Raw genomic sequence first — 14,703 nt, 5'->3', positions numbered from 1 at the left:
CGGCACCTTCGCGTGCCTGGCCGGACGACACGTGTGATCAGACGGACGACACACGTGACCGGAGGGACGACACACGTGCCGTCCGTCTGATCACGCGTGCCGTCCGTCCCGGCACGCGAAACCGTCTGACTCCCGGAGAGGGTTTCCCATGACGACCATCCCGGCGCCCTCCGTGCCGCGCCATGCCGGCCTGGCCATGTTCGTGCTCGCCTTCGCCTCGTTCATGGATCTGCTCGACGTCGGCATCGTCACCGTGGTGGTGCCGGTGATCCAGCGCGACCTGGGGGCGACCTACGCGCAGAGCCAGTGGTTCGTCGTCGCCTACGTCCTCGCCTTCGCGGTCGTGCTGGTGGTCGGCGGCAGGCTCGGGGACAGCTATGGCCGTCGCCGGATCTTTCTGACCGGCGTCACCGGTTTCACCGTGTTGTCGGCCTGCTGCGCCGCCGCGCCGAACGCCGAGCTCTTCATCGCCGCCCGGCTGGCGCAGGGCACTTTCGGCGCGTTGATGACGCCTCAGGTGTTCGCGATGATGCAACTGCTGTTCCGGCCGGAAAGACGCGGGACCGGCTTCATGATCTACGGCGCGGTGATCAACCTGGCCCAGGTCGGCGCGCCACTGCTCGGCGGGCTGCTGGCGACCCAGGATCTCTTCGGCCTTGGCTGGCGGGCGATCTTCCTGATCAACGTGCCGGTCGGGGCCGCGATCGTGGTCGCGACCCTGGCGCTCGTCGGCGAGTCCCGGTCTCCGCACCGGCCGCGGTTCGACCCGATCGGCATCGCGCTGGTCGCGGTGGTCACCGCGCTGGTGATCGTCCCGCTGCAGCAGGGCAGGGAAGCGAACTGGCCGTGGTGGCTGCTCGCGATGCCCGTCGCGGCGGTGCCGTTGCTGCTGGTGCTGATCGACCACGAGCGCAGGCGCGGCGGGGACGCGGTCCTGCCGACGGGCCTGTTCCGGCTGCGCTCGTTCTCCGCCGCCGGTCTGCTCGCGACGCTGGTCATGTCCACCATCATCTCGGTGAACCTGATCCTCGTCTGGTTCACCCAGCTCGCGCTCGGCTGGACCCCGATGCGGACCGCGGTCAGCCTCGTCGGGTTCGCGCTGGCGCTGGTGACCGTCGGCACCTGGGGCGCCAAACGGGTAGCGGGCTTCGGCCGGGGCACGGTCGCCGCAGGTTCGGTGCTGCTCGCGCTCGGCATCGCCGTGCTGAGTTCGCTGGTGAGCGTCACCGGGGCCGCCCTGTCCCCGGTGGCGGTCTCCGCGGCGCTGTTCGTCGCCGGGTCCGGGATGGCCTTGGTCGTCGGCACGCTGGTGAACATCCAGCTCCGCGACGTCCCGGAAGGGGACGCGGGCGCGGCGGGCGGCATCCTGTCCGCGGTCTTCCAGCTCGCGGGCGCCGTCGGCGTCGGCGTGGCGGCGACCGTCTTCTTCGCGCTCGTGGCACACGGCGGAAGCCAGGCCGCGGCCGTACCTCCCGGCACCCCGGCCGCCGCGTTCACCTCCTGCGCCCGCGACCAAGCCGCCGGGACGAATCCGTTCTCCCAGCCGGATTCCTGCCGTTCCGCGGAGCTGACCCGGCCGGACGTCACCGCCGCGCTGGCCGACACGAAGCGGCGCTCCTTCGCCGAAGCCACCACCACGACCCTGTGGATCCAGGTGGGCGTCCTGCTCCTGGCGGCCGTCCTTTCCCGGCTCCTGCCACCGAAACGGGCAGGCTGAGTTTCGCTCCAGCGCCACCCGACCGGGCCTCGGCAGGCTCGGCACGACCAGGCAAGAACCCGAATGGGGAAGGCAAAGCGCATGGACATCGGAGTAGGGCTACCCAGTACGGTGCCGGGCGCCGTCGGCACCGAGCTGATCGGCTTCGCCCAGCGTGCCGAAGAACTGGGATTCAGTACGTTGGCGGTCCTCGACAGGCTCGTCTACGACAGCTACGACAGCCTCGTCGCGCTGGCGGCGGCCGCCGCGGTGACCGAGCGGATCACCCTCGCCAGCACCATCCTGCTCGCCGCCTACCGGCCGAGTGTGGCGGAACTGGCCAAGCAGCTCGCCAGCATCGACCGCCTCAGCGGTGGCAGGCTGGTGCTCGGCGTGGCGGCAGGCGGTCGCGAAGACGACTTCACCGCGACAGGGGTGCCGTACCGGCGCCGTGGCGCCCTGCTGGACGGGTTGCTCGACGACCTGGTCCAGGTGTGGTCGGGCGGCGGCCAGGTGCCCGGCATCGGCCCGAAGCCGTCGGGCGGCCGGATCCCGATCTGGATCGGCGGGCATTCCGAGGCGGCGCTCGCCCGCGCGGCCAAACACGGCATCGGCTGGATCTCCCCCGGCGGCAGCGCCGCCGCCTACCCCGACCTCGTCGAGCGGGCCACCACCGCGTTCGCCGCCGCCGGCCGCGACGACAAACCGAAGATGGCCGCCATGACCTATGTCGGCCTCGGCGAGGACAACGCCACCCGCGGCGCGCAGTACCTGCGCGACTACTACTCCTACATCGGGCCGAAGGCCGAATTCCTGGCCAAAAGCCTGATCTCCGACGAGGGCAGGCTCCGCGAAACGATCGACAACTACGCCGCGGCAGGCTGCGACGAACTGCTGCTGTTTCCCACCACCGCGGACCCCGGCCAGCTCGACCAGCTGGCCAAGGTCGCCTTCGCCTGATCCCGAAACCCCGACCCGACCGAGCCCGAGGAGCCGGCATATGCCCAGCACCAGCACCGCCCCCGCGACGTCCACTTTGGACACCGCGGAGCAGATCATCCGCCTTGGCAACCGATTCTCCGACGCCAAGGCCTTGCTCACCGCCGTCGACCTCGACGTCTTCGGGGTCCTGCGGGAGAACCCCGGCACCGCCGAAGAGATCCGAGAGCGGCTGGACGTCGCCGGGCGAGGCCTGCCCGACATGCTGCACCTGCTCACCGCGCTCGGCCTGCTCGACCACATCGACGGCCGGTTCCACAACAGCCCGTCGGCGGCGAAGTACCTCATCCGCGGCACCGACGACTACATCGGCGGCTTCCTGCAGCGGTCCAACCGGAACCTGTACCCGGCCTGGGGCAAGCTGTCCGAGGCGCTGCGCACCGGACGGCCGCAGGCGGTGGGCAACTTCGACCTGGTGGTCGCCGATCCTCGCCTGCTGCGCCAGTTCATCGGGATGATGGACGGGCTGACCCAGGTACTCGGCCCCCAGCTCGTCGCCGCGTACGACTTCGCCCCGCACGGCACGGTCCTCGACGTCGGCGGCTGCCGGGGGAACCTGCTGTCCAAGGTGCTCGGCGCCAATCCGGGGCTCACCGGAACGGTCTTCGATCTCCCCCAGATGGAGCCGTTCTTCGACGAGCTGATGACCGAGACGGGACTGACCGGCCGGGCCGCCTTCCACGGCGGGAACTTCTTCGAGGACCCGCTGCCCCGCGCGAACCTGGTCAACCTCGGGCACGTCCTGCACGACTGGGATCCCGTGCAGCGCAAGGAACTGGTGGCGAAGGCCTATGCCGCGGTCAACCCCGGTGGCACCCTGCTCATCTACGACCGCATGCTGGACGACGAGCCCGAGCACGTCGAGAACCTGGTGATCAGCCTCGACATGCTGCTGGTCACCGACGGCGGTTCCGAGTACACCGTGACCGAGGTGAAGGAGCACGCCGCGGCCGCGGGCTGCCGGGACATCACCGAGCAGCCGCTGGGCGCATACGACACGCTCGTCATCTGCCGCAAACCCTGACACCGACGGCCTGCCGGGGGCGCTCCGGCAGGCCGCGGGACGGGGTCACCGCAGCAGCCTGCCGAGCACCTCGCCCAGCACGAGTTCCGGCGATTCCGGCGCGGTGTCGGTGAGCCAGCCGACATAGCCGTCCGGGCGGATCAGCACGGCGCCGTCGTCGCCGATCGGGTACCGCTCGGGTGCCCGGCCATGGACGTCGCCGAAATCGGCGTCCGCCGAGCCGCGGCCGAGCCGGTAGGCCCGCAACGGAAGGCACAAGCGGCTCGCGATCCGGGCCGCCGCCGCGGTCCAGCCTGCTCCACGGCTCGTGGTCAGCAGGACGAACGAGCCGTCGAACAGGTCGTGGGTGGACAGCGTGGCGCCTGCTCGTTCCAGCCACAGGTGCGGGGCCCGCTCGCCTGGACGGGCCCGCACACCGAGCCGGTCGGCGAACACCGGACCGGACGGCGCACCCTCGGGGTACCGCTGCCCCAGCGTCAGCACCTGCTCCTCGGCTTCGTTCATGGCGGGAGGTGTCCACAGCGGCCACCGCGACAACCGCTTCTCCACTTCGACGGCGATGGGGCGGCGTTCGGCCTCGTAGCTGTCGAGCAGGCCGGGCTCGGCCCAGCCGTGGATCACCCCGGCCAGCTTCCAGGCCAGGTTGTGGGCCTCCTGGACCGCGAGGCCGGCACCGAGCGCGCCGTCCTCCGGCCACCGGTGCGCACTGTCACCGACCAGGAACACCCGGCCGACCCGGAAGGAATCGGCCATACCGGACGGATACGGCCACGGATCGGCCTGCCACTCGTCCGTCCGGAGCTCCAGCCGGATGGCCAGACCGGCCGCGACAAGGCCGCCTGCCCCTTCCGCCGCGATCACGTAGTCCGCGCGCACGACGTCACGCCGTCCGCCGGCACGGTCCAGCAGTACCGCGTCGGCGCCGTCGGCGTCGGTGGCGATCGACACCAGCTCGGTGCCGAACCGGACGTCCGCGCCCCGCCGCCTGGCCGCTTCGAGCAGGACCGGCTCGACCACGTGCCGCTCCCCCTCGTGATACCCGCACGGGCCGAGATCCGGCCACCACCCGCGGGCGGGCGGCGAGTCGCCGCGGATCACTTCTTCGAGACCCAGCGCCCGGTAGATCTCCATGGTCCGCTGGTCGACACCGTCCCCGCCCCCCGTCGACCGCACCCCCGGCCACCGTTCCACCAGGACCGGGCGCACCCCTTGCCGGGCCAGGAACAACGACGAAGCGAGACCGGCGAGGCCCCCGCCGACAATCAGGACCTTCACCCGCTGCGGCTCATTCGGCATCGATACCCACCTAGCTGACTGCTTCGACGAAGTTGGCGTGAGTGTCGGCTCTGCGGCTCACCGGTCCGGAATGGACAGGAAGCCGAAGCGACTGTCGCATCCGGAACCGGGCGCGGGGCCGCTACCCGCGGCAGTCCATTGGAGACACCGGGTGACCCCGTTCCACGCTCCCACTGCGACACCTCACACGGTCATATTCGGTTTAGTTATTAAGGCGTTAGTTATCTTATGATCATACCCGCTGTAATGGACCGTGCGTCCAGCGACACGAGCGACCAGTCACGTTAGACATAGTTATAAGTTAGTTATTGCACTAATGGATGCCGCCGGATCGGCGTGCCTAGACTCTGCGTGACAAGCCGGGTGTCGAACTCAGTGGAGTGCACCCGTTCGCACAAATCGGACTCATTCATATAACCGAGAGTGACGGCGTGCCTGGGGGCAGCCGGAGGACATCACAGACGCAGGAACGACCAAGGGGGTTCATCCATGCTCGGAAAACGTCCCGCCGCGACCAAGGTCCTGGCGATCGCGGCCTCACTGCTCCTGGGCGCGGGCCTGGCGGCCACCCCGGCCGCGGCGGACCCGCCCAAGGTCCCGCGCACCTTCTACGTGGACTGCGCACGCGGTCTCGACGTGGGCCCCGGCACCAGTCCGGACCAGGCCTGGAAGCTGTCGAAGGCCAACACCATGAAGTACCTGGCCGGAGACACGATCCTGTTCAAATCCGGCGTCACCTGCACCGGCACCTTCGCGCCGACAGGCTCCGGCACGGCGGGCCGCCCGATCAAGGTCGGCAGTTTCGGCTCCGGCACCAAACCCCGCATCGACGGCAAGGGCGCGGCCAGCGCGATCTTCCTCCACAACGTCGCGGGCTGGGAACTGCGCGACCTCGACGTCACGAACACCGGCCCGGCCCCGGCCGCGAATCAGCAGCGCGCGGGCATCTACGTCCTGCTCGAGGACTACGGCGTCGGCAGCCACTATCTGGTGTCCAATGTGGACGTTCATGACGTCAACGGCTGCGACTGCCGGTTCCCGCCGAGCGGCGGGGTGGTGTTCTACGCCGCGGGCTCCAAGACACCGACGCGGTTCGACGACGTCAACGTGAACAAGAACACCGTCACGCACGTCGACCGGATCGGTGTCGGCATGCTGTCCACCTGGCTCAGCGCACCGCTGGTGCCGATGACGAAGGTGCGGTTCACCGAGAACACGGTGCGCGACATCGGCGGCGAGGGCATGGTGGTGTTCAACGGTTCGGGCGCGGTCGTCGAGCACAACATCATCAACGGCTTCAACGAAAGGTCCACTCAGGACAGTGCGGGCGCGTACGGCTGGAACGCCGAGGGCACCCGGATCCGGTACAACGACGTGTCGAACGGCAAGGGCCAGGCGATGGCGTTCAGCCTGGACGACGCGAACATCGACACGATCATCGAGTACAACTTCTCGCACGACAACAAGGGCGGCTTCCTGCTGCAGTGCTCGGGTAACGAACTGAAGAACGCCAACGGGATCGCCCGGTACAACCTCAGCCAGAACGACGCGGCAGGCACCGCCGAGCCATACACCAGCACGGTGACCATCGCCTGCGGCGACGCCTCGAACACCCAGGTCTACAACAACGTGTTCTACGCGCAGAACAGCCCCCGGCTGGTCACGAACGTCAGCACCAGCGCGATCGGCGTCCATTTCACCAACAACATCTTCTACGGCCAGCCGTCGAGCTCCTCGATCAACGACACCACCGGCCAGTACGTGAACAACGTGTTCTACCAGGTTTCCGGGGTGCCGGCAGGCAGCACCACCTCGATCATCGGCGACCCGCGGCTGGTGTCCCCCGGTACGGCGACGTCGATGTCGACGACGAGCGGCTACCGGCTCCGGGAGGCGTCGCCCGCGATCCAGCACGGCGCGCCCGTGGCGGACAACGGCGGCAAGGACTTCTTCGGCAACCCGATCACCGACAAACTGAACATCGGCGCCTACGAAGGAGCCGGAGTCACCCCCTGACCCCAGAAGTCCGTGAAGGCCTCCTGAGGGACTTGAATCCACGCAGTGGCGCGCAGCGTCTCCGTTGAGGGTGGCGGCGGGGGCATGGATGGACCTCAAGGAGGCCTTCACGGACCTTGTTCACCTGTGCCTGACCTGCGCGAGGGTGGTAGTTGCGTGGGTGTATTCCGGTCACAGACCTTGATCAACGGAGGATCCGGGACACTCATCGTCCCCGATCCTCCGTTGATCAAGGTCGTGCCTGCCATGCCTGTGGCAGACAACCCGACGGGGGAAGATTCCGGACGTTCAACGGCCGGAATCCTCCCCCGTCGACCAGAGCCCGCCTGTGAAGGATTGAGACGCTCACTATCCCAAATCCCTCATCAACGAGACCGAGCGTGGAAGATCCAGGACGTTCAACGTCCCAAATCCTCCACACCCGACCACCAACCGCACCAATGAGTAAGCAAATACTGGTCCCTCAACGAGGCCTTCACGGACTTGGCGCCGCACCCGTGGCCGGTGTCAGTTCCGGGTCGCGAGCACGATGTAGACGCTGCCGCCTGCGAAGGCCGGGGCCTGGCGGACGCGGACGTCGTAGCCGCGGCCTGCCAGTTTTGCCACCACCGCGCCGAGCCTGCCCTCCCCGTCGTGCACCTCGGCCAGCACCCGCCGGATCCGCGGCCACTGCTCCTCCCGCACCCCTTCGAGCACCTCGAGTTCGGCCCGTTCGACGTCGATCTTGAGCAGGCCGACCCGCTCGATTTCGTGGTCGTCCAGCACCGAGCCGAGGGTGACCACCTCGACCGTCTCGATCCTCCGGACGTTGTGCATCTCCCGCACCAGCGGTCGCGCCTGCTCGTCGAAGTCGGCGTTGTCCAGGTACACCTCGAGGTTGAGGTCTTCGTCGGCCTTGTCGGTGTGCAGGGTCGACTTCGAGCTGACGTAGGGGTGGTACACGAATTCCTGCTCGCCGTTCTTCGCCGCGACGGCGAGCTTCAGCGCCGTGCCGTTGGGCACATGCTCGGCGAAGTTCCTTTCCAGACAAGAGAAAGTGACGGCGGCGGGCTCGAAGGCGATGATCCGGGACGCCGGGGCGTGCTCGGTGAAGCACAGCGATGCCAGGCCGATGTGCGCTCCGACGTCGAGGACGACCTCGTCGGCCCGCACCCCCGCGATCGCCTCGGCGTAGGGGGTGTCCCCGTCGATCTCGGCCCAGAGGATCCGCGCCTCGGCTTCGTCGGCGCAGCTCACCCGCACCCCGTTCGGCAGTTCGTGGGTCCCGATCGCGTCCTGTGCTCGTTCGGCGGTCATCCTCAGCTCTTTCCCGAAGTAGTCGTCGTCCGGCGTTCCGCCAGTTCTTCCAGCACCCCGACCACCTCACTCGGCGACGGCCGGTCCTGCAGCTCCCGGCACACCCTGGCGGTGTTCCGGCGATACGCGGGATCGGCCAGGATCTCGAGTGCGGCCTTCCGGATGTCGTTCTCGTTCGCCACGTGCCCGGCGATGCTCCGGCCCGCGCCCGCGGCTTCGATCCGCCGCGCGATCACGTGCTGGTCGAAACCGTGCGGGATGGCCAGTTGCGGGACGCCGCCCGCGAGCGACGTCATCGCGGAGCCCGCCCCGCCGTGGTGCACGACGAGGTCGCACCGCGGCAGCACCAGATGCAGCGGCACGTTCTCCAGCGGCCGCACGTTCGGCGGCAGCGGACCGAGGTCCCGCAGATCCGTGGCGTTGGCGGCGACCACCACCTCGGCCGCGGTGTCGGTCAGTGCCCGGACCACCGCGGGGACCGCGAGCGCCCGGTCACCGAAGATCTGCCGGGACGAGTTCCCCCAGATGACGCAGATCCGCGGTCTGTCGCGATCCGGTTCCGAAAGCCACTCCGGCAGCTCCCCCGGCCCGTTGTAGGGCAGGTAGCGGATCGGGAGGCGGACGGCGGAAACGAGGCCCGGCTCGGTGCTCACCGGACAGGGGTCCAGCACGTACCCCGGACCGGGAGCGGCCTCGGGAACGCCGTGCCGGGCGAGCGCGTCGGTCAGCGGGCGGTTCAGGACGTACTCGTCGTCGAACTGGACGAGGTCGTGGATCCCGGCCGTCTCGTCCAGCCCGGCGAAGGCGAGCACCATCTCCTCCGGGCCGACAGGACCCCAGAGATGGTTGACCGACGGCACGCCCTGCACCCGGCCAGCCAGTGGCCCCTCGAAGCTGATCGGATCGTGCACGACCAGGTCGGGCCGCCAGCTCCTGGCGAACGCGACCACGTTGTCCACGCTGCGCTCGGCCGCGGCCACGCTCGCCGAGCGCAGCCGGTCCGTGACCGCCGTCAGGTCGATCTCGTCGAGGTCGCGCACTTCGGCCCCGGTCTCCGGATGCGGTGGCGGCGTCGGATACGGCCACTTCCCGCGCCGGGCCTGGACGGCGTTCACCCAGCGGGCGTGCACGAGCTGCTCCGTCCCGCTCAAGATCGGCACCGGCACCAGCCCCGCCGCCGCCACATGCTGGATTTCCGAAGCGGCGCAAGCGACCCTGACCTCGTGACCCGCCGCCTGGAGCGCCCAGCCGAGCGGCACCATCGGGAAATAGTGGCTGCGCCAGCCCGACACCGTGAACAGCACACGCATTCGACACTCCCGCCTAGTAACAAGGGACATAGCGATCGAGCAGGTGTTCGGCGTAACGGTCGCGGGAGATCCGCGAGTGGATCTGCGGCACCAGGCTGCACAGCTTTTCCGTCGAGACCACCGTCCTGGCGGGCGGACCGGGGATGACCAGCCGCCGGGCGCTCGTGCCGAGCCTGTCCTCGATCCCCTGCACGATGTGCTCCACGCGGTGGGGCGTGCCGGACGCGACGTTGACGACCTCGCCGGTGATCTCCTTCTCCAGCAGGTGGTCCAGCGCGCATCTCAGGTCCGCTATGTCGATCAGGTCGCGGTGCGCGCCCTGGCGCAGCCGGACGGTGCCGGATCTGATCTGGTGGATGAGGTTCGGCAGCAGCTGGTGCGCGCGCTGGCCGTCACCCACGAGATGACTCAGCCGGAGCACCAGCCACGAGACCGACGAGTCCATGACATACCGTTCCAGCGCGTGTTTATGCCTGCCGTAAGGCGATTCCGGGACCACCGGCCAGTGCTCGGCGGCGGGTGTCGCGGTCGTGCCGTACATGGCCTGCGACGCCGTCGACAGGAAGACGATCACCATGCCCTGGCGGCGGCAGCGTCGCAGGACTTCGGTGACCAGCGCGGCTTCGCGGTCGAACTCCGCCTTTCCCGCGGCCTGGGTGCTGGACACCCCCGCGGCCAGCAACGTCACACGGGGATGCCGGGAAGCGAGCGTGGCGAGGCCGCGCGCGACGAAACCGTCGCCGACGATCTCCATCACGAAGCCCGTGCCGCGGGGACCCGCTGGGCCTCGGCGCCGATCCGCGCGAGCAGTTCGGCCAGGCCGAGCGCCGAAGCGGCCTGAACCGCCCGTTCGGGATCCACACCCGTTCTTCGGGCGTCGAGCACGGCTCCGGCGAAGGCCGAGAGCGAATTCCTGAACTGGTGATCGGCGGGCAGCACGATCTCCTCGACCCGGTCCTGTTCCTCGATGCGCACGACCGGGGACAGCCAGTCGGGCGGGGTGAAGGCACGGTCGACGCTGATCCGGCCGCTGCCGCCCCACAACAGGTACCGGGCGCCGTAGCCGTGTTCGAAGCCGAAGCTCAGCGTCGCGGTGCGGCCGTCGTCCGACCGCAGCAGCACGGACCCGCCCACGTCGACGCCGTACCCGGCGTCCCACCGCAGGACAGCGCCCGCCACTTCGAGTTCGTCACCGAGGAAGAACCGCGCCGCGCTGATCGGGTACACGCCCACGTCCAGCAACGCGCCACCGCCCAGCTCCGCGCGATGGCGGATGTCGGCGGCCGGCAGCGGAGGGATGCAGAACGCGCTGTGGAACTCTTTCAGCGGACCGATCCGGCCCGCCCCCACCAGGTCTCGCACCGTGGCGTGCTGGGCGTGGTGCGGGTAGGTCAGGTTCTGCCGGATCACCAGTCCCCGGCGCGCGGCGGCGTCGAGCAGCTCCGAGGTTTCGGCGACGCTGGTCGCCATCGGCTTCTCCACCAGCACGTGTTTGCCCGCGGCCAGCGCGGCCAGTGCCCAGCGGTGGTGCAGGGCGGCGGGCAGCGGCAGGTAGACGGCGTCGACGTCGGAACGGGCCAGCACCGCGTCGTAGTCCGCCGCCGCGGCACAGCCGAACTCCCCAGCCAGCCGCGCGGCTTTCCCCTTGTCCCGGCTGGCGATCGCGGTGAGGACGACGTCCGGGGCGGCGGCGACAGCGGGCAGTGTCCGGCGCCTCGCGACGGAAGCGGCCCCGAGCACACCGAGCCGGATCGGACCGTCGTCGTGCCCGGTCGAGACCTTTCGCGTGCTCATCCGTTGCCGCCGGCCACGCCGCAGGACAGGCTGTGCAGGCAGGCGACCAGGCTGCGGGCCTGGACGTTGACGTAGTGGCTGTGCCGGATCAGCGCGGTGAGCTGGTGCACGGTCAGCCACCGGAAGTCCCGCCGCACCTCCTCGTGCTCGCCGTCGCCGACCTCGATCACGAGATAGCGGTTCTGCGCCTTGAAGAAGCGGCCGCCCTCTTCGGACAGGATCGTGTCGTACCGCACGGCACCCTCCGGCGCTTCGAGTACGTCGTCGAGATAGGCCGGACGCGCGTCCGGTGGGAGATGCCCGTAGTTCTCCGGGGAACACTGGACGGTCGGCGCGAGTTCGATCACGTCCAGGTAGCCCGGCTCCACCCTGGCGTTGACCAGTACGTGCAGCACGCCGGAGATCCGCTTGACCAGGAAGGCGACCAGACCGGTGCTTCGCGGCGAGATCATCGGCTGGGACCAGCCGTCGACTTCGCGGCTTTCGGCGCTCACGTCCACCGCGATGATGTCGAAGAAGGCTTCGCTCTCGTGCGTGATGGCATGGCTGGTCCGCCGCCAGCCTGTCGTCTCGTCGAGCGGGATCAGCTTCGTCGCGACGTCGTTGCCCACCCTGGACTCGGTGATCCAGCTGAGGACGTCACCGGAGCTGTGCAGGCTGCCGTTGTCCTCCGAGAACGAGCGGATGACCGAGGACCGGAAGTCGTCCCCGCCGAAGCTGAACAGCGACGCGATGCCCGCGGCGGAGAACGGCAGGCAGGACAGCACCGTGCGGGCGTCCATGTTGATCAGGTCGTATTCCGACAGCAGGCTGTGCAGCTGGCCGATCGTGACCCAGCAGAATCCGTCGATCACTTCGACGTCCGTGGTGACCTCGACGATCATGTTCCGGTTGCGCTTGCGGTAGAACCACGAGCCCTGCTCCGACTGCAGCACGTCGGCCAGCACCCGATGTCCCGCCGTGTCACGGAAGTAGTGCAGATAGGGCACCGGTCGTCCTTTGTGGACCTGGCTGTAGTTGCTCCTGGTCGCCTGGACGGTCGGGGAAAGCTGGACCCCGTCCGCGTTGCCCGGTTCCATTTTCGACTGCATCAGGCAGTGCAGCACACCGTCGATCTCCTTGACGAGAATGCCGAGGATGCCGACCTCCGGCTGGTTGAGGATGGGCTGCGACCATTCCTTCACCGGGCCGTCGGAAACGGCGACGGACAGCCCTTCGACGCTGAAGAACTTGCCGCTCTCGTGGGCCAGGTTCCCGGTGTCCGGCGCCACCGACCATTTCCGCAGCTGCTCGAACGCGATGCGCCGGACGTCGAACGCCTCCTTCAGTTTGCGCACGGTGAGCCAGCGGTGCAGCCGCTCCATGCGGAGGACGCCGTTCAAGGTGAGCGCGGACTCTGCGATACGGACGGAAACCGCGCGTTCGAACGTGCGCAGGCGGGTTCCCGTCCCCGAAGTCATGTGCACCATCGCCACATCCTCATCAGTTCGGCTCGACGCCACGAGACAACCGGTGCTGCCCTGAGCCGAGAGTCTCCTGTTCGCCTCGATCGCTCCTGGAGCCCGGCTGGAACCCCGCCCCGCCTGGAAGTCCACAAAGGACTCGATGCCGCGGACGCGAAGCGGCCCCGCGGGCGGATCACTCGAATCCGCCAACGGGGCCGCCTTTTCCTTCAGATTCAGCTGGTCCGCAGGACCGTGCGGAACGCCTCGGCCAGTGCTTCCGACGCCTGGTCGGTCGCCGGGCTCAGCCAGGCGACGTAACCGTCGGGACGGATCAGCGCGGCACCACCCGAACCGACCGGGTAGTGCTTGTCCCAGGCGTTCTCCACGTCGGCGAGGTCGGCGCCGATCCGGAAAGCCTGGACCGGCACGGAAAGCTTGTCCGAGATCCGGGCGGCGGCCTCGGTCCACTCCTCGCCGTCCGTGCCGGTGAACAGGACGAACCCGCGGCCGAACAGGTCGTGCGTCGACAGCCGCTCGCCGTCGCGCTCCACCCACAGGTGCGGCGCGCGCACGCCCGGCTCCGCCACCTTGCTCAGCGTGTCGCCGAACACGGTGTCGTGCTGGGCGCCGATGACCGCCGAGGACCAGTAACGCTGGCCGAACGCCCAGAGCTGGTCGTCGGTGGTGTCGTCCTCGACCTCGGCGCTGTTGCGCTTCATCTGCCTGTTGACCACGAGGTCGGACAGTTCGACGGCGACCGTGTGCCGCTCGACGTGGTAGCTGTCGAGCAGTTCGTCGCCTGCCCAGCCGTGCACCACACCGGCGATCTTCCACGCCAGGTTGTAGCCGTCCTGGACCCCGGTGTTGGCGCCCATCGCCCCGGCGGGCGGCCACACGTGCGCGGCGTCGCCCGCGAGGAAGACCCGGCCGCGGCGGTACTCGTCGGCGATGCCGATGGCCTGCTCCCAGGCGGCCACGTCTTCGATTTCGACGGCCAGGTCGTCCCGGCCGATCGCGGCCCGGACGTCCGCGATGCACCGCTCGGTGGTGAAGTCGGCGATCGACTGACCTGCCGCCGGGTCGTAACCGACGCTCATCCCCCAGCGGTTCGGCTGGGCCGTGGTCACCAGGCCCGCCCCGACCTTCTCGTTCACGATGATCCAGAACAGCGCCGGCTTCGGCACGAACTCCGACAGGTCGGCGTGGAAGACGATGCTCACCGAGTGCTGGATCACGCCGGGGCCGGTGCGGTGGATGCCGAGCTGCTCACGGATCGGGCTGCGGTGACCGTCCGCGGCGACGACGTAGTCGGCCAGCACGGTCTCCTCGGCGCCGGTCACGCGGTCGCGGATGACCGCGGTCGCGCCGTTGTCGTCGGTGACGATCGAGACCAGCTCGGTGTTGAAGCGGTGCTGCGCGCCCAGGTCACGAGCGGCCGAGATCAGGATCGGCTCCACCGCGTTCTGGTCGGCCTGGCAGAACTCGCCGGGGCTGAGGTGCGGCCAGATCCGCGGCGCGTCGTCGTTGAACAGCCAGTGCCATTCGCTTGCCAGCGTGTCGCAACGGGCGACGCCCCAGTCGTCCTCGAACGGCTTGCCCGCTTCCTTGATGGCCCCTTCCAGGCCCAGCGCGCGATAGATCTCCATGGTCCGCTGGTTGATCCCGCGGGCCCGGCCCTGGATCGAGGCGCCGGGGTGCCTGTCGACCAGCAGGGTGCGGACCCCCTGCTCGGCCAGGAACAAGGTGGTGGCCAGCCCGACCAGGCCGCCGCCCACGACCAGAACCGGTACGCGTTCCTCGTCTGCCATTACTTCTCACCCTCTGAGT

At 69.1% G+C, this 14,703-nt stretch carries 11 protein-coding genes; 4 read left to right on the top strand and 7 right to left on the bottom strand.

The features are described from left to right. The first annotated feature begins 148 nt into the window (after positions 1-148). The 3 genes from AMYAL_RS46145 (at position 149) to AMYAL_RS0125740 (ending at position 3,719) form a co-directional block, all read left to right on the top strand. The gene (locus tag AMYAL_RS46145; RefSeq protein WP_020634146.1) at positions 149-1,717 is read left to right on the top strand and encodes an MFS transporter; all 1,569 of its coding nucleotides are present in this window, start codon (positions 149-151) and stop codon (positions 1,715-1,717) included. A gap of 81 nt (positions 1,718-1,798) precedes the next feature. Next, the gene (locus tag AMYAL_RS0125745; protein ID WP_026467441.1) at positions 1,799-2,656 is read left to right on the top strand and encodes an LLM class flavin-dependent oxidoreductase; all 858 of its coding nucleotides are present in this window, start codon (positions 1,799-1,801) and stop codon (positions 2,654-2,656) included. Positions 2,657-2,696: 40 nt separating this feature from the next. Further along, positions 2,697-3,719 (top strand): methyltransferase, encoded by a 1,023-nt coding sequence (locus AMYAL_RS0125740; RefSeq protein WP_020634144.1) that lies wholly within the window; start codon positions 2,697-2,699, stop codon positions 3,717-3,719. A 45-nt stretch (positions 3,720-3,764) separates the two neighbouring features. On the opposite strand, the gene AMYAL_RS0125735 is transcribed toward AMYAL_RS0125740, so the two are convergent. Continuing rightward, positions 3,765-5,015, bottom strand: a complete 1,251-nt coding sequence (locus AMYAL_RS0125735) for an FAD-dependent monooxygenase (protein ID WP_020634143.1) — start codon at positions 5,013-5,015, stop codon at positions 3,765-3,767. Between the two features lie 489 nt (positions 5,016-5,504). Here AMYAL_RS0125735 and AMYAL_RS0125730 point away from each other — a divergent pair, with 489 nt between their 5' ends. Further along, complete coding sequence (locus AMYAL_RS0125730; RefSeq protein ID WP_020634142.1) at positions 5,505-7,031, top strand: right-handed parallel beta-helix repeat-containing protein; 1,527 nt, start codon at positions 5,505-5,507, stop codon at positions 7,029-7,031. A gap of 507 nt (positions 7,032-7,538) precedes the next feature. Here AMYAL_RS0125730 and AMYAL_RS0125725 read toward each other — a convergent pair. The 6 genes from AMYAL_RS0125725 to AMYAL_RS0125700 form a co-directional block, all read right to left on the bottom strand. Then, entirely contained in the window at positions 7,539-8,327 is a 789-nt protein-coding gene (locus tag AMYAL_RS0125725) for an FkbM family methyltransferase (protein WP_020634141.1), read from the bottom strand. Between the two features lie 2 nt (positions 8,328-8,329). After that, on the bottom strand, positions 8,330-9,637 hold the full coding sequence (locus tag AMYAL_RS46140; RefSeq protein ID WP_020634140.1) for a nucleotide disphospho-sugar-binding domain-containing protein: 1,308 nt from the start codon (positions 9,635-9,637) through the stop codon (positions 8,330-8,332). 13 nt (positions 9,638-9,650) lie between these two features. Then, positions 9,651-10,391, bottom strand: a complete 741-nt coding sequence (locus AMYAL_RS0125715) for an NAD-dependent epimerase/dehydratase family protein (protein ID WP_020634139.1) — start codon at positions 10,389-10,391, stop codon at positions 9,651-9,653. Continuing rightward, on the bottom strand, positions 10,391-11,431 hold the full coding sequence (locus tag AMYAL_RS0125710; protein WP_020634138.1) for a Gfo/Idh/MocA family protein: 1,041 nt from the start codon (positions 11,429-11,431) through the stop codon (positions 10,391-10,393). The genes AMYAL_RS0125715 and AMYAL_RS0125710 overlap by 1 nt, the downstream gene beginning before the upstream one ends. Beyond that, the gene (locus tag AMYAL_RS0125705; protein WP_020634137.1) at positions 11,428-12,900 is read right to left on the bottom strand and encodes an NDP-hexose 2,3-dehydratase family protein; all 1,473 of its coding nucleotides are present in this window, start codon (positions 12,898-12,900) and stop codon (positions 11,428-11,430) included. Before AMYAL_RS0125705 ends, AMYAL_RS0125710 begins: the two co-directional genes overlap by 4 nt. A gap of 209 nt (positions 12,901-13,109) precedes the next feature. Continuing rightward, a complete protein-coding gene (locus AMYAL_RS0125700) occupies positions 13,110-14,684 on the bottom strand; it encodes an FAD-dependent oxidoreductase (RefSeq protein WP_020634136.1) in 1,575 nt (524 codons plus the stop codon). Positions 14,685-14,703 lie beyond the last annotated feature (19 nt).

This window comes from Amycolatopsis alba DSM 44262, assembly GCF_000384215.1.
Lineage (GTDB): Bacteria > Actinomycetota > Actinomycetes > Mycobacteriales > Pseudonocardiaceae > Amycolatopsis > Amycolatopsis alba.
Note: the sequence above shows the minus strand (reverse complement) of the source record. Positions and strands in the feature narration are given on the sequence as shown.

Excerpts from the sequence above, each read along its gene's own strand:
- AMYAL_RS0125710 (WP_020634138.1), bottom strand. The coding sequence starts at position 11,431 with ATGAGCACGCGAAAGGTCTCGACCGGGCACGACGACGGTCCGATCCGG.
- AMYAL_RS46145 (WP_020634146.1), top strand. The coding sequence starts at position 149 with ATGACGACCATCCCGGCGCCCTCCGTGCCGCGCCATGCCGGCCTGGCC.
- AMYAL_RS0125730 (WP_020634142.1), top strand. The coding sequence starts at position 5,505 with ATGCTCGGAAAACGTCCCGCCGCGACCAAGGTCCTGGCGATCGCGGCC.
- AMYAL_RS0125740 (WP_020634144.1), top strand. The coding sequence starts at position 2,697 with ATGCCCAGCACCAGCACCGCCCCCGCGACGTCCACTTTGGACACCGCG.
- AMYAL_RS46140 (WP_020634140.1), bottom strand. The coding sequence starts at position 9,637 with ATGCGTGTGCTGTTCACGGTGTCGGGCTGGCGCAGCCACTATTTCCCG.
- AMYAL_RS0125745 (WP_026467441.1), top strand. The coding sequence starts at position 1,799 with ATGGACATCGGAGTAGGGCTACCCAGTACGGTGCCGGGCGCCGTCGGC.
- AMYAL_RS0125735 (WP_020634143.1), bottom strand. The coding sequence starts at position 5,015 with ATGCCGAATGAGCCGCAGCGGGTGAAGGTCCTGATTGTCGGCGGGGGC.
- AMYAL_RS0125725 (WP_020634141.1), bottom strand. The coding sequence starts at position 8,327 with ATGACCGCCGAACGAGCACAGGACGCGATCGGGACCCACGAACTGCCG.
- AMYAL_RS0125715 (WP_020634139.1), bottom strand. The coding sequence starts at position 10,391 with ATGGAGATCGTCGGCGACGGTTTCGTCGCGCGCGGCCTCGCCACGCTC.
- AMYAL_RS0125705 (WP_020634137.1), bottom strand. The coding sequence starts at position 12,900 with ATGGTGCACATGACTTCGGGGACGGGAACCCGCCTGCGCACGTTCGAA.
- AMYAL_RS0125700 (WP_020634136.1), bottom strand. The coding sequence starts at position 14,684 with ATGGCAGACGAGGAACGCGTACCGGTTCTGGTCGTGGGCGGCGGCCTG.